Genomic DNA, 19,322 nt, shown 5'->3' with positions numbered 1-19,322 from the left:
AGGACTTTCTGGTGGATTTAGAATAATAGAATACCTAGTAACAAGTGAGAATAAGGTCTACTTACTCGATATCTATTCTAAATCAGCAAAAGAGGACATTTCTAAAAACAGAATAGGCAATCTTATAAAAAATAATCCAGTTTTTAAAAAGTATATTAAAAAATAATCTCCAACAGTCTGTAGTTGTTCAGACTGTTTTTTATTTTTATAAAAGTGCCTGTCTCCTGCTTGGAAGAGACCCCGCTTTTTCCAATGGCAAAAGTACATTATAAAAATGCTGTATAAGATCGTTCAAGCATTGTATTTCAAGGATATAGCCGAGGCAAAATTACATATTAATCAAATCAAAGCAGTACATTATCGCTTATACTATAAATCTAGCATCCTCTTAGAAGAAGGTGATTTGGATGGTGCCGTTGAGTTAATGGAAAAACTCCCAAGCCAATGGATGAAGGATGCCATTTTAGACGAACATGCAAAGAAACTGGGCAACTTACCAACCGCAAAAGATTACGCGAATAAGGCGATGTTAAGTTAAAAAGGGTTACAACGGTATTTATTACATAAGACGTATGAACGAGAATTTGGGATATAGATCAAACAAGAACAAGCATTACTTTATGAAAAAAGGTGCCTGAAAAAGGTGCCAGTCACCCAAGTCATTAAAGCTTTAACGTACTAGGGGACTGCACCTTTTTTGCAAAGCTTCACTAATTGCAGTTTAAATTTAGGAGTAAAAGTACGACTCTGACGTGACATCATAGCATACTCTATAATACTTCCAAGTCTCTACTTTACTAACCGACCTTATTAATCAAACCTTCAATTTCTCAATAATACGATCAGCTACCTCTTGAGTATTTGATCTCCCTCCAATATCAGGTGTCTTAATTCCCTCTTCTATCGTTGACTCAATCGCACTCATTAATATATTCCCGAGCTCATGCTCGCCTATATGGTCAAGTAACATTTTCCCCGTCCATATCTGACCGATTGGATTGGCGATTCCTTTTCCATAAATATCAGGTGCTGAACCATGTACTGGCTCAAACATAGATGGAAATTTCCCATTAACATTGATATTGGCAGCAGGGGCTATCCCAATGCTCCCCATGATAGCCGCACTAATATCTGTCAAAATATCGCCAAATAAATTACTCGCTACGACGACATCAAAGTTTGATGGTCGTGTAATAAAGAATGCCGATAACGCATCTATATGGAATGAATTAGTCGATACTTCTGGATAATCAGTTGATACCTCTGTAAATACCTTATCCCAAAATGGCATCGTATGAACGATTCCATTCGATTTGGTCGCACTTGTTACAAGACCCTTTCTCGTTTTTGCTAGTTCAAATGCGTGTCTCATCGCTCTTTCTGAAGCTTTTCTTGTAAAAACAGCATTCTGAACGACAATTTCATCATCACCCTTATGAATCGATCCACCGATTTCACTATACTCACCTTCACTATTCTCACGCACCACGATGATATCAAAGTCATCTGGTGTTGAGATAGGCGAGTCAATCCCTCTGAAACGTTTTGCATGACGGATATTTAAACTTTGCTCAAACTCTCTCCTAATATTGATCAGTAAGCCCCACAGAGAAATATGATCAGGGACAAGCTTTGGATTTCCAACAGAGCCTAAGAAGATAGCATCACTATCTTTCAATTGATGAAGTCCGTCTTTAGGCATCATTTCTCCATGCTCTAAGTAATACTCACAACTCCACGGATGATGGACTTTTTCAAAGGAAAGTCCACCATGAATGTCAGCAACTTTATCTAGTACCCTTAGGGAATGTGGCATGATTTCCTTCCCTACACCATCACCAGGTATAACTGAAAGTTTAATCTTCTTCATTCTTCCTCATCTCCTTCATTTCTAATTCATATTCTAGTAACCTAGTTACTTACTAGTCTTAAATGAATGTTATTGAATTTTCGGATCAAAGATGTGTAGAGCTTTAATTGTGTACTTACTTCTATGATAAACTTTTTTGTTCTTGCTGGAATAAGGATTGTTGACCCTTTTCCACTCTTTTTTCTATTCCATTCGCCATAATCTTCCCAATTCCTTCTAAATAGATATAAAACAGATAAATTATCGTTTACCTTTAACTGAATGCTTTTTGTTATCTTCAACTTAAAATATTCCGTATCTGTGTATTTGATTAACTCCGTGATTGTATCATCGTCTTTTTCTTGTATGACATGAGGTTGAATAAAGCATTTAGAAAAAACTTCTTCTTTTGTAAACCTTTTTTAGTTAAAACAATCAGACATCTGATCATAGTCCACACCTAGATAACACATATTGTCATCCACTTTAAATCCTAACGAGGTTCTTTTTTTCAACAAACTTTGGGCTAGCCGCGTATTTCTTTACAGAGTCTCTATCAAGAGGGACAAAAATCGCTGAAGAATTAGAATATGGGGTTGTTGGCTGGAATGATGGAGCCCCATCAACAGCAGAAGCACCATTTGGTGGGTTGAAAGAAAGTGGAATCGGCCGCGAAGGTGGAAAGGAAGGCCTTGATGCTTTCTTAGAGACTAAATTTCTTTCTATTGCATTAAAACCATAGCTTTTAATAATAGCCACCCCTTTAATTGGTGGCTATTATTATTATTATTATTAATTCAAAACAAGTCCTGTCATTAGTCCTTCTGTATGCCATACTCAGCCTACTCAATATCCCGTCGTCTCTCCCCAAAATCCCTCTCAATCCCAACCTTCCAACTCCGATCAATCTTCTTCCCTTCACGAAGATTCGAAACGGCGTCGCTTACACTCTCGTAATTTAATTTAGTTCCGATGTTGTCGGCATGGTAGTCGACGGCGAAGTCTTCGTCGATTCCGAATTGGGCCGCTGTTGAGACTGCGTCAATATTTGCGCCTAGGAAGATAAAGTCCCAGCCGTATTTTTCTTTTTGATGCTTGATCATGTTCTTAATTTTCGTAGGAGTAAATTCTCGACTAGCGTTTTCCATTCCATCGGTTGTGATGACGAACAGGACTTTTTCTGCTCGCTCTGTTTCACTTGTGTATTTTTGGACGTTGGCTATTTTTTGAATAGAGAAGCCGATTGCATCCAATAAGGCGGTCGTTCCTCCTACCTCATAGTCCTCTTCTGTAATGGGAGAGATCCCTCTAGCGTTGATTCTGTCATGGACTAATTCAACCTGGTGATTAAATAGGACAGTCGTGACATATGCTTCCCCTGCTGCTTTTCGTTGCTTGTTCAGCATTGAATTATAGCCACCAATTGTGTCAGCTTCCAACCCAGCCATGGACCCGCTTTTATCTAAAATAAAGACAACTTCTGTTACATTCTTTTTCATTTTTATTTCCTCCACTCATCGTTTGATTAAGTGTAGGATACCAAGATTTCAACTGGTCATGGTCGCTTTGAAAGCGACATTTTAAGCACCAAGTAAAGGTTGTTCATAAGCAAATAAAGCTTCGTTAATTTCGTGAATATTATAGTTTCCTTGATTGATAAAAAACTCAATGATGATATCGAATTTACTACTATGTGACAAGGTATATCCTGCAGACGATAGCAATTCGTTTGTTTCATCCACATCTAATTTTAAAGCAATCGCAAAGGCTAGAGCGGTTTTCTTTTTGGGCGTGTACTCCATATCATTTCGTATCTTTGAAAACAAACGTCGATCAAGATTTGCCCTTTTATATGTCTCCACATCCGTCATTTCTTTTTCATCATTTAATGCAGCAAGCGTGTTGAAAAGGACTCATCCAGAGCCGCTATCAGATGCATTAAACTATCATTTGTAATGACTTCACTCTGTTTTTCATCGGCCCATGTCGACTCAATTTCTTGTAGTTGCTCCATGGCAAAACGCTCTTTGCGACGTTGAAATGTGAATTCTACTTCCTCAACATAATGCTCATCAATATATTCATCTATTGATGTGAATAGCTTTTTACTTAACCCGAAGGATGATTGATCAAACACAACTAAATAAACAAGCATGTCATGCTGTAATAAAAATGAACTAATAGTTGAAACTGCAATATGTAATGCCTCTTCTTTCGGATAGCCGTAGATACCAGTCGAAATCAACGGAAATGCGATTGATTCACATTGATATTTTTTTGCTAGCTCGAGAGAATGATCATACGAATTCCTTAACTGCTCTGCTTCCTTGTATGAGCCATCTTTCCAAATCGGTCCTACTGTATGAATAATGTATGTTGCCGGTAAGTTAAATCCATCGGTGATGACAGCTTGTCCCACTGGGCATTCACCTATCTCATCGCATGCATGCTGCAGCTCATTTACACCAGCAGCTCGGAAGATAGCACCACAAACACCGCCACCCATTTTCAACTTCTGATTGGCAGCATTTACAATCGCATCTACCTTCATTTTTGTAAGATCGTTACGGATGATTTCTAATGGCATGGTTTTGGGCTCCTTTCATTGGCTTTGGACAGTTCCTGTGGTACTTCATGTGTACTTTGATTTTATCATTTTAGGATTTATTGATGTATATTTTTGTAAATAAAAAGACAGAGTGAGTACTCAGGTTATGGTGCTGAGTTTTTTTTGACTGTGTTGTCATAGCCCATGAGAGCCTGTTCCTCTTGATTCGGAGGACCACGAGAATACTTTATCAGCATTCGAACAAAATAATCGTAATTTATCTGTATCCACAAACACATTGGAGGTTACCATATGACCATCATTTGGATTGCTTTAGTCAGCTTAGTAGCAACATTTCTGTTCGATTTTATAATCTTTAAAATTGAACATGAACGAGCAGTAGAAAAATCATGGCAAGAGCTTAATGATCGACTTGAAAAAGAAGGCAGACCGCGGTTAGATAAGAAGAAGAAAAAGCGTGGGAAGTAACACTCGGGGACGTTCCTCAAGTTCAATACAAGCTTGATCGTGGTCTGTCATGCATCGTATTGACAAGAATCAAATATATAAGGACGTTAGCAGGTAAAAAAATAAAAATAAGTCTGACTGCCAAGGATGAAATACCGAAAAATTCAGCAATCCCTCCACAAACTCCAGAAATAGACTTATCAGTTGATGATTTCGTTAATTTTTGTTTCACACTGTCCCCCCCTTATTTTCCATTTTATTCTATCATTCATTTGTGTTGATTAAACGATGAAAATTGTGAACACCTTGGGCAAATTGGGCAGTGTAAGAACCGTCCCTGATTCACTATGTTTGCTTTTAAAATTAAAAAGAGCTAGAATGAAATTATAAATCGTAATGATTACGTTTTAAATAAAGAAAATAAACAAAGGAGAGTATTAATGGCAAAAAAATCAAAAGTAGCAAAAGCAAAACAACGTCAAGAAATGGTTGAGAAATATGCTGCATTAAGAATGGAGTTAAAAGCAAAAGGTGATTATGAAGCATTACGCAAATTACCGCGGGATTCCTCCCCTACTCGTTTACATAATCGTTGTGAACTAACAGGAAGACCTAGAGGCTACATGAGAAAATTTAATATGTCTAGAATTGCCTTCCGAGAGTTGGCACATAAAGGCCAACTTCCAGGTATCAAGAAATCTAGTTGGTAATCTTTTTTTAGACACTTCTTTGAGAAAGAAAACTATAAAACAATTATCGATTGCAAATCGTAATGATTTTGATTTAGTGGAGGGGAATTAATTATGGCTACATGGGATTTAGGAAAAACAGAGCATCACGTTCTCATTTGTAATGGAAGTAGCTGCAATAAAGTAGGGGCTGAGGAACTCACGCAAGCACTTCGAAAAGAAATCTCCGCTCGTGGAGTAGATGAGACTATTCACACAACTCGGACTCGTTGTAATGGAAGATGCCTAGATAAGTGTGTTGTCATCGACTATCCAAAAGGAACATGGTATAAGGATTTAACCCCTGATGATGCCGCTCCTTTTATCGATTCATTACTAAACGATATAGACTACACTGTCAAAGTAAGTCATACCTTCTGTGGGCAAGGTTTTGAACGTGCAAACGGAGTTGCCACCGGAATAAGTAAAGACAAAGAAAAAGTAATCAAAGTATCAAAAATCATGTAAATGAAGGAGCAGAATGACAATGATAAACTCAAACAAAATTCCCGTTACGATTCTTACTGGATATTTAGGTGCAGGGAAAACAACCCTATTAAATCGGATTCTAACAGAAAAACATCATCAAAAGGTTGCAGTAATTGTTAATGAGTATGGTGAAGTTGGGATTGACAATCAATTAGTCGTTGATGCAGATGAGGAAATATTGGAAATGAACAATGGGTGCATCTGCTGTACGGTTCGAGGTGATTTAATTCGTATTCTGAGAACTCTTGTGTTTTCAATGGAGCAAGGGAACGTCAAATTTGATCGTGTATTAATTGAAACGACAGGTCTCGCTGATCCAGCACCTGTTGCTCAAACATTTTTTATGGATGAGTTACTATCAGAAATGTTTTATGTAGATAGTATTCTTACCGTAGTAGACAGCAAACATGTCATCAAACACCTTGATATCCATGATGAGGCTCAAGAGCAGATTGCATTTGCTGATGTCATTATCTTAAATAAAACAGATCTTGTGTCAGAAGATGACCTGAACTCTCTGGAGAAAAGAATCATCAATATGAATCCGGCGGCAAAGAGAATTCATGCTCAAAACTGTAATGTGCGGTTTTAGACATATTGGGCATCAATACATTTGATGTGAATCGCAAACTCGAAATCGAGCCACACTTTCTAGAAGATCATCACCATCATCATCATGATGATAAGGTATCCTCTGTTGCTTTCCGAGAAGAGAAGCCACTTGATTTAGAAAAAGTAGATCATTGGATGAGTTACCTCGTACGGGAAAAAGGAGAAGATTTATTACGGTACAAAGGCATTCTTCATATTAAAGGAATGGAACAACGTATTGTCTTCCAAGGTCTTCATATGTTGTTTTCAGGTACCCCAGATCGAAAATGGAAAGAAAATGAATCTAGGTTGAGCGAACTTGTTTTCATAGGGAAAGACTTAAAGAAAGATGAGTTGGAGAAACAATTTAAAAACTGTATCGCAAACTAACCCTTCTAAATATTCGATACTTAAAATGAGCTTTTGGACGTAATGAAAGGGGAAATGTGCAACTATGCTCGATCATCTGTATAGGCAAGTGATTATGGATCATTATAGACAAAAGAGAAATTTTGAGGAATTAAAGGGAGACCATATTCGTAAAGTTCATTACAAAAACCCTACTTGTGGTGATATCATGACATTATTTTTGCACCTTGAACAGGACCTAGTCCAACATGCAGCCTTCATTGGTGAAGGCTGTAGTATTAGTATGGCCTCTGCCTCCATGATGACCGAACTAATAACAAACAAAACATTAACAGAAATTACTGCCCTACGAAAAGCAATGGAGGAATTAATTCAAAATGGAACAATCACAGAAGAAGTCGACTTAGGAGATAGCTGGTCTTTACAAGGAGTTCATAACTTAAAAGCAAGACATAATTGTGCACTCATGACATGGCAAGCTTTAGATAAATTATTATCTGATGAAGAAGATTACCATTTTTCCTAATTTAATAGTTCATAAAAGCTGCTTCAATTGAAGAAACAGCTTTTATGAAATGATGACGTAATGCTTGATATCTCTATTATCATTTTTATTTAATTTATCAGTGCAGTCAATCCATTGGTACCTCCTTAGTTTCTCTTCTAGTTTCAAGTTAATTTCATCTTCAATCTGATGCATAAGATTTACAGTCTCTTCAATTGTCATAGAAAAGCGGTTGGCTGCTTGAAGGTGTGGAGAATGCTCTTTAAGAAAAGTTAAAAACTGCTCCTTTGTCTCAGATTGCTGTGCCAAGCTTTCCTCAATACTCTCAATAAATTGATATACCACTCTCTTCTTGTCAGGAAGGGAAGCTACGATACTTTTAACAAATATATCCATCATTTTATCATTTACCATCACAACCACCCTTTTTTCTTCATCTAATTTTAAGCTACGACTTATTGGGATCTACATTCGCTCATATAAATCATAATGGTTACGATTTATATGGATTATAATCTGTTCCTTTACTATGTCAAATCATGATGTATTACTCTTTATTACGCTATCCCCCTTCCAATGTGGAACTTGTGAACCGTTCTATTTCTAAGATTTGTGCAAAAACATCTTAAATTATAATTATGTAAGTAAATTTTAAAAAGAAGCAATTAAATGATCCCACGAAAAAAGAAGCGTCAAATGATCGCTTCTACTCCTAGTACTTATTTATCTAAATCATGTAACCCAGGGCTGTGTTCGTTAGGCATTTCTGGAAGTTCTGGTACAGGATACCCTTTTGGTGGTGGAACCACTTGAAGCGTGCCATCATTACGACTTGGAGTTTCACCTTGGAAGATTTGGCCCATTAAAGTTTCATCTAATCTGAAATTAAATTGAGCATTATGGAATCCCATTTCGACATATTTACGACATTCTGGATATTTATTAATATCATAATTTGGGACTGGGAAAAGTTTTGCCCAATCTACTCCTAATGTTTCCAACGCTTTTGCAAATGCATTCTGGTGTGCGTTATCTCTTACAATTAAGAAAGCTAATGTTTCTCTGAAGGTCTTATTTGAACTCATCTCATAAATACGTGATTTTTGAAGGACACCGGTTGATTCTAAAACGAGGTTGTCCAATAAATCGCTGATTAAATTACCATGACTGTACACATAGTTTCCATTCCACGGATTTCCAGCCGCATCTACCGGTAATGAAGATTGAGCCCCCATGATAAAGTGGTGTGGGTTTGCATCTTTAATGGCATCCTCAAGTGGCGCACCTGAAGGACCTTCAGAACCAACCGCATCTTCTCCAGAACCATTTAATAGTTGGTTAATCGTGGTTTGCACTAATTCCACATGGCTAATTTCTTCTAGAAATACACCTCTAATTAAATCACGGTACTGTTTCTGTTTTCCGCGGAAATTAGAACTTTGGAAGAAGAACTGCATCATCGTCCGCATTTCACCAAATCTCCCACCCAAAGCCTCCTGTAACACCTTAGCTGCAACCGGGTCTGGCTTATCAGGAACAATCATATTAATCAAATCTTCTCGATAAAAATACATGAATAACTCAACCTCCTTTTATTGTGATTACTTAGGTAGAATACCCATTCAAAAAAGAGGTTATTCGCAGAACCAATGGTGGTTTTGCCATCTTGTAGCTAATTGGGGCGGCTCTCATACTGTGGCTAATTGGGGACGGTTCTCATTTTAACATTTCATCTCACAATGGAGACGTTAAATATGTCCCTAACTACGGTCCATAAAATGGATTTTCTTCCATTTTATCATGAGATATAAATTCAATTGTTTTAGCTTGATACATCTTATCTTTGTATTCATACACAATAATAATATCACCAATGAACTCTGCGGGGGTTATTTGTGCACTTACTCTTACCATTAGTTTCTGATCAATTACCGCGTAATCAAGAATGCCACCAAAAGCGATATCCTCAAATAAATGTGAAGGATCAAGTGATTTAGTTTCTACAGTAGAAATTTTGTCATTAATGATGATTTCAGCTTTTTTCGTAGTTAATTTTGTCTTTGTGTTTTTATAAATAATTGCTAATGGGTGATCAACAAGAACTTCAATCAATCCATTTGTATATCTATAGACATATACCTCTTCGTCTCTAACACCTGTACCATGTCCTTTTGTTAACGCAATAATTAATTCCTTTTTTCTATCTTGGTCGATGTCTTGATAATATAATTCTGGGGCATAGGTTGGATTTGTCACATTCAACCAAAAAGGTCTTGAATAACGGTGACCTTTGAAAACTAATTTAAAATCTCTGTATAAGCCATCCATTTCCTTTGCATATAACGTTATATTTTCATCAACTAACTCTGAAACGACCTTATACTCACCTACCTTAGCCTCTGCTCTAGTAGACAAAAGGAAAAACACTAATAACAAGAAATAGCATTTCTTCATCGACAACACCTCGAACATAGCATTCCCTAATTTGGGACGGTTCTCACTTTGCCAATTCGCATTTGGCAGAGTGAGAACCGTCCCCGATTTGTTTATGAGATTTATGGGTAATATACAAAAAAGGAGGTGGACTTAGTGAAGAAAAATATCCTACTCACAATGCTGATATTATTCATAGCAGGAAGTTCTGCAGCCGCAGCTTCACAATCAACAAATGAAGACCAATCTCCTTTTGAGAAGGCGCTAGTTTCTTTGATGTTCGAGGATATCTATAAAGCGGTTGAAGAGAACTACGAATTCGATGGTGTTCAATCTTGGCAACATAAGGTAGTAAATTTAAAAATGAAAAACGATATAGAATTCGTTATAACCATTCAAATTGAAACGTTTATCGGTGCTCATAATATTATAGGAACTGATTATCTAACTTTTAAACGGGATGACGATGGTCTACAGCTAATTAATTATAAGCACGTCCCATCAAAAGACAAAAAGGAAATACTAGAGTGGTACTTTAATCGCTAATTGGGGACGGTTCTCATACTGCATTAATTGAATTTGCAATATAAGAACTCCCCCTCCTTGCCTCAAGAAGGAAAATACTCCATCGGTTCTGTACAATGCTTGTAACCATTTTTCTTATAATATTTAATGCTGTCATCACTTGGCCATACAATCACAAATTCATATTTATTTTCTTTCGTCCACTCATTTATCGTAGTAAGTAACCTGCTCCCAATCCCCTTGTTTCTATATTCTTGAATCGTATACACATTTGTCATATAAGCAAAGGGATACGTAACCCTACCAGGACGGGGTACTTTTTGTATTAATTCTATATAGATATGAGATACAATTTCTTCATTTTCCTCTGCAACCCAAATAAACCATCGATCACTTTTCAGTGCATTCTCTAAAAACTCTCTACATTCTTTATCAAACACATCAAATGAAGTATATCGAACTTGATTGCTTTCATCATGTTCAATCGTAAAATCCCATCTCATTCTGACTAATTGCTTTATGTCTTTTTCTTCTGCAAGTCTTATTTTCATCACTAATTCCTCCTTAGGGACGGTTCTTACTCGATATATTTCATATTTCCCCAATAGTGAAGATAATTTTTTATGTAGCTGAGTAAGAGCAAGACCCATCATCAATTTGTTATTTTATCGCACATTATACAAATGACATGTATGTATTCTGCTTATATCGAAGGGATTACAACTGCATTACAAGCTTTTTCATAAAATTCAATTGGGCCAGCTCCGCCAATAATTGCATATTCATAACCTATCTCACTCATATCCCTCAAACAGTGATGAAGAAGTGCATATCCAATTCCTTTCATTCTATTAGACTTGGATACTCCCATAGGTCCAAAATAACATTTTTTATTTTTATATATGTCGAAAGCAGCAAAACCTATAATATTATCATTCGCATCACATGCAAGATAAATTGAAGATTTATTTAATAAGAACCCATCACTAATGGTTTGAGACCATTCAGTTGAAAAATTATTTTTAACATACTCTATAAGACTTCTTGTATCTTCACTATTTGCTCTACGTACTAGATTTGTATTTATGTTTGGGAAAGTGTAGTTACCAAGGTGAGTAATCATATCTCTTGATGTTGTACCGAGGGTTAAAAGTAGTAATTTATCTTCTTCTGATAGATAGCCGTTTAAACTCCGACTTTTTACTAAAGCTTTCAGTAAATGTCCTTCATTTACATAAATTTGCTTATATCTTTCCATATATGTAATTGCCTCTCTAAAAATTTTTACAACTTCTTCAGTCACAGCAATATTGACATATTCTATTTCAGAAAAATCTATACTACTTTCATTTATGTTCTCGGCCAAATTCCTTAAATCGGACTTGTTCAGCTGTGTTTTCAATGATATCTCAGCAAATACACCAGATTTTTCATCTAAACAAGCGATTAGCAAGTGAACAGGATTTAAGGTTTTACAACTAGATAAACTGGCCTCACCTTCAGCCCTCTTCATTATCCTTATCATTCTATCAGTGAAACGAATATCTAGTTTACTCAAAATTAATCCCTCCCCCAAACTTTTTCCTTATTATACCATTCACAAACCGAAACAAACTAATAACTTATCTTTCGCCATCTACTTTTTAAGATTACTATATAAGTAAAGGCCATTCGGGGACGGTTCTCACACTTCTTTTTTCTAAATTTGGCAAACTAAGAACCGTCCCCAATTAAATTTATTTGTAACATTTCAGCTCAAAGTGTAACTAATAAGTGAAAGGGGGATTTTGGTGAAGCAAATAGAGAATTTATATAAATTGTATAAGCAAGATGTATATGTGTATCTACTTTCGTTGACTCATAATCCTACCCTTGCTGAAGATTTATTGTCGGAAACGTTTGTGAAAGCAATCTCATCAATCGGAAATTTCAAAGGGCAATCCTCCGTCAAGACCTGGCTTTTTGCGATTGCTCGTAATTCATGGCTTGAAAGGCTTCGGAAAGAGAAACCAGTCGTTGAATACAACGATTTGCTAGAACTATATGTATCTGACAATCATGCAGACCGCTTAGTAACGAACGAAACAATCGAACGAATCGAGAAATTATTACTTGAGAAAGATGAACGCACTCGAACGATTGTCAATATGCGAGTGGAAGGATATAGTTTCATAGAAATAGCACAAGCCGTTAATATCTCCGAGAGCTCTGCTAGAGTGATTGATTTTCGGACGAAGAAATGGATTAAGGCCATCTTGGAAAAGGAGGGACTCAGATGAAGTCAAAGATCACGTGTGAAGTCATACTCGATTTGATACCGCTTGTGAAAGACGGTGTAGCAAGTGAAGACAGTACAGCCATTGTTAATGAACATATTGAACATTGTGAGGCGTGTAAAGCTGAGTTCGATTTTTTTGAAACCGTGCCTACCGAACAGCCCTCAATTAAGGATAAAAAAATCATTGCCGCAATTAAACGTAGTGTATATATAACACAACTTACAATCCTTATTATTGGTGCGATTGTCGGAATTGCTCTTACTAACTCGTTTGGAATGTTTTACAACTTTTTAATCATGCCAATTATAGGGGCTGTTTCTCTTTTAGCTTTTAAAAGAAAATGGTATTTAGCGCCTATCATCATTTTGGGATTAAGTTATGTATGGCAATCCGTCGCATTTATTATCACCGAAGGCTTCCAGTGGGTTGCATTCTATAGCGGACTATTTTTCAGCTTGATCTACATGGCTTTAGTCTTATTAGGTTCAATCATTGCATTTCTTTTAAAATTTGCATTTAAGAAAGGTGAATATAAGTGAAAAAGAAACGACGACCTTTAAAAATACTTGCTGGTACAATTGCAATCCTCCTTATAGCTGGCTTACTTTTTATCACGAATGCCTTTGTAGGAAATCCGGTTTCAGCCGCACTAGCGAACAAGGCCATTAAACAATATGTAGAAATGAATTACTCCCACTTGGATCTTGACATTCCAAAATCAAGCTATAACTTTAAAGATGGAACTTACTCGTCAAGGGTCAAGTCCAAAAGTAGTATGGATACAAAATTCAGTATCTATTATCGTAGTGGAAAAGTGCAATGGGACGATTATGACGGCTATGTCTTAAATAAATTCAATACACTTGAAAGACTTTCAAGTGAGTATTCTGTGATTGCAAAAAATATTATTGCGACTGAACTCGGCTTTGAAAACAACAGGACTATGGTGATTTATGATCATGAAGACAATCTGAATGTGCTAGAGCTTGATATGAAGTTTGACAAAGCACTACCTATAGCGTCTGAGGTTGTACTCCGACTTGATTTGAAAGAACCCTCATTAGAGATGGTTGAAAAGATATTAATTGATGCCCATCAAGCATTCCTCACGAACGATTGTCACTTCAATCAATATTCACTATACACTGACGATGATGAATTGAGTGTAATGGTTAATGGCGTGACACCATCTCACATCGAAAGCGGAGAACTATTGACTCTTCTTGAAAAAGCCCGAAATAGTGATGATTTCGTAGACGGCATAAGTGTCTTCATTAAATAGCAAATTGGGGACGGTTCTCATGTTGCCACTCCCTCAGAAAACAATAAGAGACGGTTCTCCGCGCTGCCAATGCTACATTTGGCAGCGCAAGAACCGTCCCCAATTCGCCAACTACAACCCTAAGGTTTTATTCGGCACTTTAATTCTGAAGGTTATCTGATCATTTTTCAAATCAAAGCTTTGGACTTTGACCTTGAAGTTACTTTTGACATCCATTTGTGTGACGCCAATATAGATGGATTGATTGCTTGGATCGATGTTCACCCAGTCAGGTGTTGCTAATTCTTTCTTCACGTATTCAAGAATCTTCTTTTCTGGTAATTGTAACAACCCTAGTGACATATCCGACGTATATAAGACAAGGTCTCCATTTTCTTGAACCGCAGGCTCTAATGTAATTGAGAATGGGATATCCGTTTGAAAAGCTTCAATTGAACCCAATAATCGAACATTTTCACCACCAAAGTCTACAGTGTATTTATCACTTTGGTCCTTCATGAATTTATCAACATATTCATTGACTAACTCATTCAAATTCTGCTTACTTGAGGTGACTGTGAATTCAGCACCAGGTTCTTCTTCAATAAATGCTTTCTCAGGTATCTCTGTTTCCGAAACTGGCCAAAGCAATAGAACGAAGAATAGGATGAATAGTATCCCATTCGCTCCTGCTAACCCCAGAAATAACTGCTTCCATGTCGGTTTTCCTTTTAACTGTACTCGCATGATTTCACCTTCTATTCTGTTTCTGTCTCAGTCTCAGTCTCAGTCTCTTCATTAGGCAACTCGGCCTCTTCCTGATAATCATCCAGATACTCTAGCACTCGCTCTGCCATCAACTTATAACCACTCGTATTAGGGTGAAAATTATCATCAGCTAATAGATTGACCGTTGCATTGTGGAATAAATCTTTCGTAGGAATATATGATACATTTTCAAATTCTTCAGTGACTAACTCACCTGCAAAATTCCAATTATCAAGAATGAGATTTAATTGTTCAATATCACCGAATACGCGCTCAAATGGATTATAAAATCCGATCAAATAGATATGCATATCAGGATTTATTTCATTCATTTTCGTAAAAATGGCTCGTAATCTCTCTACATAGTTAATTTTTTCTTCTGCAAATGGCTCTAGATTAAGGTTTGTGTAATTACTACGAACCACCTTCATGATATCATTCGCACCGATTGTGATTAGGACAATGTCAGCATCCTTAATAGATGAGGCAATCTCTTCATTTTCCAGCCTGACTAATAATTGATCTGTACGGTTACCCCTTTTACCCAGGTTTTCAATAGAAATGTTGATGTTCTGATCTTCAAATGTGTGATTTAAAATCCCAACATAACCACCACTCTCCGTTTCATCACCAACACCTTCAGTTAATGAATCACCAATGGCAACAATCTTTTTCTCATCTCTAAAAAAACTAATTGCCCCTTCAATCATTTCTCTCACTTTTTCTTTAAATGTCTCTGCCACAGATTGTTCTTGAGTCGTATCCTCTTCTTGTGGTTCCTCTTCTTCGACCTCAGTATCAACTGAAGGATTTTCTGCTTGCTCTTCCTTAATATTTGATACAACGCTCACACTTTCTTCCTCAGGCAGAGTTTGATTCGACCCCGGAAGAAATATATAAAGAAGGAAACATGCGATGATAAGAATAGCTGCTACGATCCACACTTTATTTCCCTTCATTTCATCCACACCACCAAATTATATTAATATCATAATCTATATATCATTAAAGCCAACAAGTCATTCTATCATTCATTATATGATAAAGTAAGTGGATTTTAAAACCAACTTTGGGCAGGGCAAATCGGGGACGGTTCTCAATTTGCCGTTCTAAGTGGAATAAGCGAAGATTTTCCGCTTAAATGTAAAATAGAGCTCATATCGGGGTAAATAAGGGAAGATTTTTCGGTTATGCGCTGCAAAACCTGCTATTTTAGCTGTTATCCTGTAAATAGGCGGAATTTCTCCGCCTATTTAAGCTATTTTTCATACAAATAATCAAATAAGCGAAAATTCTCCGTCTATTTTCAACTCAATTCTGATCACCATACAGGGACGGTTCTCAATTTGCCTATACAAATCTTTCCGTTTGATACTTTTCGAGCATAACGAAAGCAGTTTAAGAACCGTCCCCAATTAGCTTTTTCTTTCTTTCCACCAACCATACGTTCAACACAAGTAGTAGTGTCATTAATACTATTGAGGCAATATGAACTATGAAAATCTCAGTAACGCTCATAGTATTAAATCGGCTCAAGACGTCCGAAATCGATAGAATCATAGGAAGCCAAATCGGAACCCATGTTTTACTCCAAAGTGCTGTTAATATGAAGAGACCACAGCAAATCACAATGACAACTAAATCTGACGTCTGATTACCGATGAAAAATGGATCAACTAATAAATGACCTCCAACCAGGAGAAGGATGGCTGAGATGGTAACAATAGAACTCGCAATCATTCCACCAACAAAGAACTTCTTCTTTGAATATTGCTTCCGTCCAGCTTGTTGTAAAAAGTACACGTAAATCACGAGTCCAAGCATTGCTAATATTGGAAAACCAATAACCTGGACGATGTTTAACTCAAACTCTCCCCTTATCGCTGAGCCAATTAAAAAATAGGCGATGACACCAAGAAAATAAAGTGGAAGGAGTTTGATGATTTGTTTATAATCTGATTTCATTTCATTTTTCAATGAAGCCATGTATTGTTCAGGTGTGTGCCCAACTATGTCATCGATGCTTCGACCATGCTTCTCTGCTTCGGTCAGATGGTCCGTTAATTCTTCAATTAATTCCTTAATTTCGCGCTCATTTTTTCCTGACATCAACAAGTACATTCTAAGATTATCAATGAATTCCTCACTTTTAGTCGAAAGCATATTCTTACACCCCTTGCATTTTCTTCTTCACTTTTAGCACGAGCAAAATAATTCCCCCAACTAGAAGCGATGCCCACCAGGAAAAATCAAATGCTGGACCGAACTCAGGTAGAAACTTCGCAACTAACAGCACTCCAGCCATCCCCATTGCCCCAACTAGTCCTGCTTTTATTGTGTCTATACGTGATTTACCTTTTTGTTCGCCCTTGAAGAGTGATCGCTGAACCAGCTTAAAAATATAGATAATCGTAAATATGACAAACCCCGCAATGACTAAGGCAATACATAACACTGAGATCGGGTAAACGAGGGTTTTCACCTCAGTAAATTGCAATAAGATAACGAATAAAATCCCTCTAATCACCAATAACCAACCAACGATATCAGCAACAATCCCTCCAACAAATGGGACTAGTTTTCGTTTCTCTTCTTTTGGAATATGTTCTATGATTTCATCAGCAAAGCCTTTCGGATCATCACCAAAGATGTCCTTCGCCGTTTTCCCTGCCTTTTGTCCATCTAACAAATGATCAAGTAGCTCCATTAACACCTCTTCTGACTGCTGTTCAGAAAGGCTAAATTGCAGTCGAATGTAAATGAGCATGTCACTATAATAAGCTTCATTCTCCGGAGTTAGCTCTTCCCTTTTTTTATTATTTTCTTCAATTAACTTTTTGGCGTTCATCCTTTTCTCCTCCCATTCATTAATTCGTTCACTGGTTTTGTAATTTGCTCCCATTCTTCAGTGATGGTATCTAACGCTTCTTGCCCCGCTTCTGTCAAAAAATAATACTTTCGGTTTGGCCCAGATTCAGAAGGTCGCATCTCACCTCGAATGAGTCCATTCTTTTGCAATCGTAATAAAATCGGATAAATCGTCCCTTCACTTACATCCGCTAAACCAATATTCAATAGCTTTTGTGAAAGTTCATACCCATAGACAGGCTCTTTCTCAATCACAGCCAACACACAACCGTCCAAAATTCCTTTTAATAATTGGCTTCTTATCGACATAATCATTATCCTTTCTCCACTAACTTGTTATACATGATAGCAGACCATAAAAAATATGTTAATTCATAGTAGTTGGTAAAACAAGATAGCCCTTATAAAAAACAGCTACTTGGTTATGCAAAATAGCTAATTTAAATATAAAATTATTCCATTTTTTTGTCAAGAGGCAACTTTCGGACGGTTCTTGATTTGCAAAATGGCAAATCAAGAACCGTCCCCAATTTTCCCGAAATATAGTATAATAAGTCGATTCAATATCATTTTATCACCCAGAGGAGGTAACAACTTGTTCTTTAAAAAATCAATACGCTCGAAATTATTTTCTATCCTATTGCTTGTTTCGATCATTCCACTGTTATTTGTGAGTATCGTTCTTTATTTTCAAACGAAGGATGGCTTTTCAGATATGTTAGTTGAAAACAATGCTGCAGCTAGACAATCTATCTCCACACAATTAGATGCTGTGTCTAACGAATTACTAGAGCTGACAAAGCTTTATGCAAATAATGAAGAGTTGGTACAAGCTTTTCTAAGCGAAGACCGATCTCAGCTTGATCGTGAAGTTCAAGAAGTATATCTGAGGCTAGAAAGTGAACATGGTCTTGATGTCTTCGAATTTGGTGACGCGAATGGGGTTGTTTTCTACAGAGGTCATAACCCAGAGAAATACGGAGATGATAAAAGCGATAAACATGCGATTCAAGCAGCGCTTAATGGAGAGGAACTATCAGGATTTGAGTTTGGTAGTAGTGGACTTGCTGTAAGGGCATTTGTTCCAATAAAAAATGGAAATGAAACAGTTGGTACTCTCCAAACTGGACTTAGCAGTGATTTTATTTACTCAATAACTGAATCCTTACACGATATTAACCTCAATATTGCCAATTCAGATGGTGAAATATTGGTTTCTTCTGTTGAACAAAACATTGCTACAAGTATGGCTAATACTGACATGATTAGTGAAGTTCTTAAAGGGAACGAGGTTTCTGAGAAGGATGATTCTAACTTAGAATCATATATCCCATTGTTTGACCCAACAAATACAGAGGTCATTGGGATCATTAATATTAGCCAAGATATTTCCATTGTAACCAAATCACAAAATACGATTATCTCTCTTCTACTTATCGTGGCAGTTGCTACGATTATAATCGTAGCATTGGTTGCTTGGATTTTTAGCAGAAGTTTTTCTAAACCAATTCAAGAAGTTACCGGCATAATGAATGAGATTTCTAGTGGAAATTTGAACGTCTCCCTATCAAAACAAACGAGGCAAGATGAAATTGGGCAATTGTACTCTTCTGTTAGTGACACACAAACCAATATTAGAAG

General features: G+C 36.8%; 22 protein-coding genes and 4 pseudogenes. 12 read left to right on the top strand and 14 right to left on the bottom strand.

The genetic code is table 11. The annotated features are described in order from the left end of the window. Nucleotides 1-274: 274 nt before the first annotated feature. Entirely contained in the window at nt 275-538 is a 264-nt protein-coding gene (locus tag F7888_RS07330; protein ID WP_191778509.1) for a hypothetical protein, read from the top strand. A gap of 276 nt (nt 539-814) precedes the next feature. Here F7888_RS07330 and F7888_RS07325 read toward each other — a convergent pair whose 3' ends face one another. Beyond that, entirely contained in the window at nt 815-1,870 is a 1,056-nt protein-coding gene (locus F7888_RS07325; RefSeq protein ID WP_191778508.1) for a tartrate dehydrogenase, read from the bottom strand. A 493-nt stretch (nt 1,871-2,363) separates the two neighbouring features. Between F7888_RS07325 and F7888_RS07320 the strand changes: the two are divergent. Further along, a pseudogene (locus tag F7888_RS07320) lies at nt 2,364-2,591 on the top strand (aldehyde dehydrogenase family protein); the annotation flags it as partial. A 100-nt stretch (nt 2,592-2,691) separates the two neighbouring features. On the opposite strand, the gene F7888_RS07315 reads toward F7888_RS07320, so the two are convergent. Further along, nucleotides 2,692-3,348 carry a vWA domain-containing protein gene (locus tag F7888_RS07315; RefSeq protein WP_191778507.1) on the bottom strand — a complete coding sequence of 219 codons (657 nt, stop codon included), beginning with the start codon at nt 3,346-3,348 and terminating at the stop codon, nt 2,692-2,694. An 81-nt stretch (nt 3,349-3,429) separates the two neighbouring features. Beyond that, nucleotides 3,430-4,436 (bottom strand): annotated as a pseudogene (locus F7888_RS07310) (macro domain-containing protein). 273 nt (nt 4,437-4,709) lie between these two features. On the opposite strand from F7888_RS07310, the gene F7888_RS07305 reads away from it, so the two are divergent. Further along, nucleotides 4,710-4,886 (top strand): hypothetical protein, encoded by a 177-nt coding sequence (locus F7888_RS07305; protein WP_191778506.1) that lies wholly within the window; start codon nt 4,710-4,712, stop codon nt 4,884-4,886. A 22-nt stretch (nt 4,887-4,908) separates the two neighbouring features. Here the strand turns inward: F7888_RS07305 and F7888_RS07300 are convergent, their stop codons facing one another. Then, nucleotides 4,909-5,097: a PspC domain-containing protein gene (locus F7888_RS07300; RefSeq protein WP_191778505.1), complete on the bottom strand. Its 189-nt coding sequence runs from the start codon at nt 5,095-5,097 to the stop codon at nt 4,909-4,911. Nucleotides 5,098-5,305: 208 nt separating this feature from the next. Between F7888_RS07300 and rpsN the strand changes: the two genes are divergently transcribed. The 4 genes and pseudogenes from rpsN to sufU all read left to right on the top strand — a co-directional run bounded on the left by rpsN (nt 5,306) and on the right by sufU (nt 7,568). Then, nucleotides 5,306-5,575 carry a 30S ribosomal protein S14 gene (gene rpsN / locus F7888_RS07295; protein ID WP_191778504.1) on the top strand — a complete coding sequence of 90 codons (270 nt, stop codon included), beginning with the start codon at nt 5,306-5,308 and terminating at the stop codon, nt 5,573-5,575. 93 nt (nt 5,576-5,668) lie between these two features. Continuing rightward, complete coding sequence (locus tag F7888_RS07290) at nt 5,669-6,061, top strand: (2Fe-2S) ferredoxin domain-containing protein (RefSeq protein WP_191778503.1); 393 nt, start codon at nt 5,669-5,671, stop codon at nt 6,059-6,061. Between the two features lie 13 nt (nt 6,062-6,074). Beyond that, nucleotides 6,075-7,063, top strand: a pseudogene (locus F7888_RS07285) (CobW family GTP-binding protein). 64 nt (nt 7,064-7,127) lie between these two features. Then, nucleotides 7,128-7,568, top strand: a complete 441-nt coding sequence (sufU, locus tag F7888_RS07280) for a Fe-S cluster assembly sulfur transfer protein SufU (RefSeq protein WP_191778502.1) — start codon at nt 7,128-7,130, stop codon at nt 7,566-7,568. Between the two features lie 42 nt (nt 7,569-7,610). Here sufU and F7888_RS07275 read toward each other — a convergent pair whose 3' ends face one another. The 3 genes from F7888_RS07275 to F7888_RS07265 all read right to left on the bottom strand — a co-directional run bounded on the left by F7888_RS07275 (nt 7,611) and on the right by F7888_RS07265 (nt 10,001). Further along, nucleotides 7,611-7,961 carry a hypothetical protein gene (locus F7888_RS07275; RefSeq protein ID WP_191778501.1) on the bottom strand — a complete coding sequence of 117 codons (351 nt, stop codon included), beginning with the start codon at nt 7,959-7,961 and terminating at the stop codon, nt 7,611-7,613. 305 nt (nt 7,962-8,266) lie between these two features. Next, nucleotides 8,267-9,121, bottom strand: coding sequence for a manganese catalase family protein (locus F7888_RS07270; RefSeq protein ID WP_191778500.1), 855 nt, complete (start codon nt 9,119-9,121; stop codon nt 8,267-8,269). Nucleotides 9,122-9,311: 190 nt separating this feature from the next. Then, nucleotides 9,312-10,001: a hypothetical protein gene (locus F7888_RS07265; protein WP_225228643.1), complete on the bottom strand. Its 690-nt coding sequence runs from the start codon at nt 9,999-10,001 to the stop codon at nt 9,312-9,314. Between the two features lie 135 nt (nt 10,002-10,136). Here F7888_RS07265 and F7888_RS07260 point away from each other — a divergent pair, with 135 nt between their 5' ends. Beyond that, entirely contained in the window at nt 10,137-10,526 is a 390-nt protein-coding gene (locus tag F7888_RS07260; RefSeq protein ID WP_191778499.1) for a DUF3888 domain-containing protein, read from the top strand. 62 nt (nt 10,527-10,588) lie between these two features. Here the strand turns inward: F7888_RS07260 and F7888_RS07255 are convergent, their stop codons facing one another. Beyond that, nucleotides 10,589-11,056, bottom strand: a complete 468-nt coding sequence (locus F7888_RS07255; protein WP_191778498.1) for a GNAT family N-acetyltransferase — start codon at nt 11,054-11,056, stop codon at nt 10,589-10,591. A 152-nt stretch (nt 11,057-11,208) separates the two neighbouring features. Next, on the bottom strand, nt 11,209-12,063 hold the full coding sequence (locus F7888_RS07250; protein WP_225228642.1) for a GNAT family N-acetyltransferase: 855 nt from the start codon (nt 12,061-12,063) through the stop codon (nt 11,209-11,211). 232 nt (nt 12,064-12,295) lie between these two features. Here F7888_RS07250 and F7888_RS07245 point away from each other — a divergent pair, with 232 nt between their 5' ends. Genes F7888_RS07245 through F7888_RS07235 form a run of 3 tightly spaced genes read left to right on the top strand, consistent with a single transcriptional unit; the run spans nt 12,296 to nt 14,066 of the window. Next, a complete protein-coding gene (locus tag F7888_RS07245) occupies nt 12,296-12,784 on the top strand; it encodes an RNA polymerase sigma factor (RefSeq protein WP_191778497.1) in 489 nt (162 codons plus the stop codon). After that, nucleotides 12,781-13,323, top strand: coding sequence for a zf-HC2 domain-containing protein (locus F7888_RS07240; RefSeq protein ID WP_191778496.1), 543 nt, complete (start codon nt 12,781-12,783; stop codon nt 13,321-13,323). The genes F7888_RS07245 and F7888_RS07240 overlap by 4 nt, the downstream gene beginning before the upstream one ends. Beyond that, nucleotides 13,320-14,066: a YfjL-like protein gene (locus tag F7888_RS07235; protein ID WP_191778495.1), complete on the top strand. Its 747-nt coding sequence runs from the start codon at nt 13,320-13,322 to the stop codon at nt 14,064-14,066. Before F7888_RS07240 ends, F7888_RS07235 begins: the two co-directional genes overlap by 4 nt. Nucleotides 14,067-14,177: 111 nt before the next feature. Here the strand turns inward: F7888_RS07235 and F7888_RS07230 are convergent, their stop codons facing one another. The 5 genes from F7888_RS07230 to F7888_RS07210 form a co-directional block, all read right to left on the bottom strand. Next, the gene (locus tag F7888_RS07230) at nt 14,178-14,792 is read right to left on the bottom strand and encodes a YpmS family protein (RefSeq protein WP_191778494.1); all 615 of its coding nucleotides are present in this window, start codon (nt 14,790-14,792) and stop codon (nt 14,178-14,180) included. 11 nt (nt 14,793-14,803) lie between these two features. Further along, nucleotides 14,804-15,772, bottom strand: a complete 969-nt coding sequence (locus F7888_RS07225) for an SGNH/GDSL hydrolase family protein (protein WP_191778493.1) — start codon at nt 15,770-15,772, stop codon at nt 14,804-14,806. 439 nt (nt 15,773-16,211) lie between these two features. Then, nucleotides 16,212-16,976, bottom strand: a complete 765-nt coding sequence (locus tag F7888_RS07220; RefSeq protein WP_191778492.1) for a DUF1129 family protein — start codon at nt 16,974-16,976, stop codon at nt 16,212-16,214. Between the two features lie 4 nt (nt 16,977-16,980). Continuing rightward, the gene (locus F7888_RS07215) at nt 16,981-17,661 is read right to left on the bottom strand and encodes a DUF1129 family protein (RefSeq protein WP_191778491.1); all 681 of its coding nucleotides are present in this window, start codon (nt 17,659-17,661) and stop codon (nt 16,981-16,983) included. After that, nucleotides 17,658-17,990: a PadR family transcriptional regulator gene (locus tag F7888_RS07210; RefSeq protein ID WP_191778569.1), complete on the bottom strand. Its 333-nt coding sequence runs from the start codon at nt 17,988-17,990 to the stop codon at nt 17,658-17,660. The genes F7888_RS07215 and F7888_RS07210 overlap by 4 nt, the downstream gene beginning before the upstream one ends. Nucleotides 17,991-18,186: 196 nt before the next feature. On the opposite strand from F7888_RS07210, the pseudogene F7888_RS23050 reads away from it, so the two are divergent. Continuing rightward, nucleotides 18,187-19,308 (top strand): annotated as a pseudogene (locus tag F7888_RS23050) (cache domain-containing protein); the annotation flags it as partial. Between the last annotated feature and the right edge of the window lie 14 nt (nt 19,309-19,322).

This window comes from Litchfieldia stipae (assembly GCF_014837155.1).
Classification (GTDB): domain Bacteria; phylum Bacillota; class Bacilli; order Bacillales; family Bacillaceae_L; genus Litchfieldia.
The sequence above is the reverse complement of the archived record's forward strand: the minus strand, read 5'-3'. Positions and strand labels throughout refer to the sequence as shown.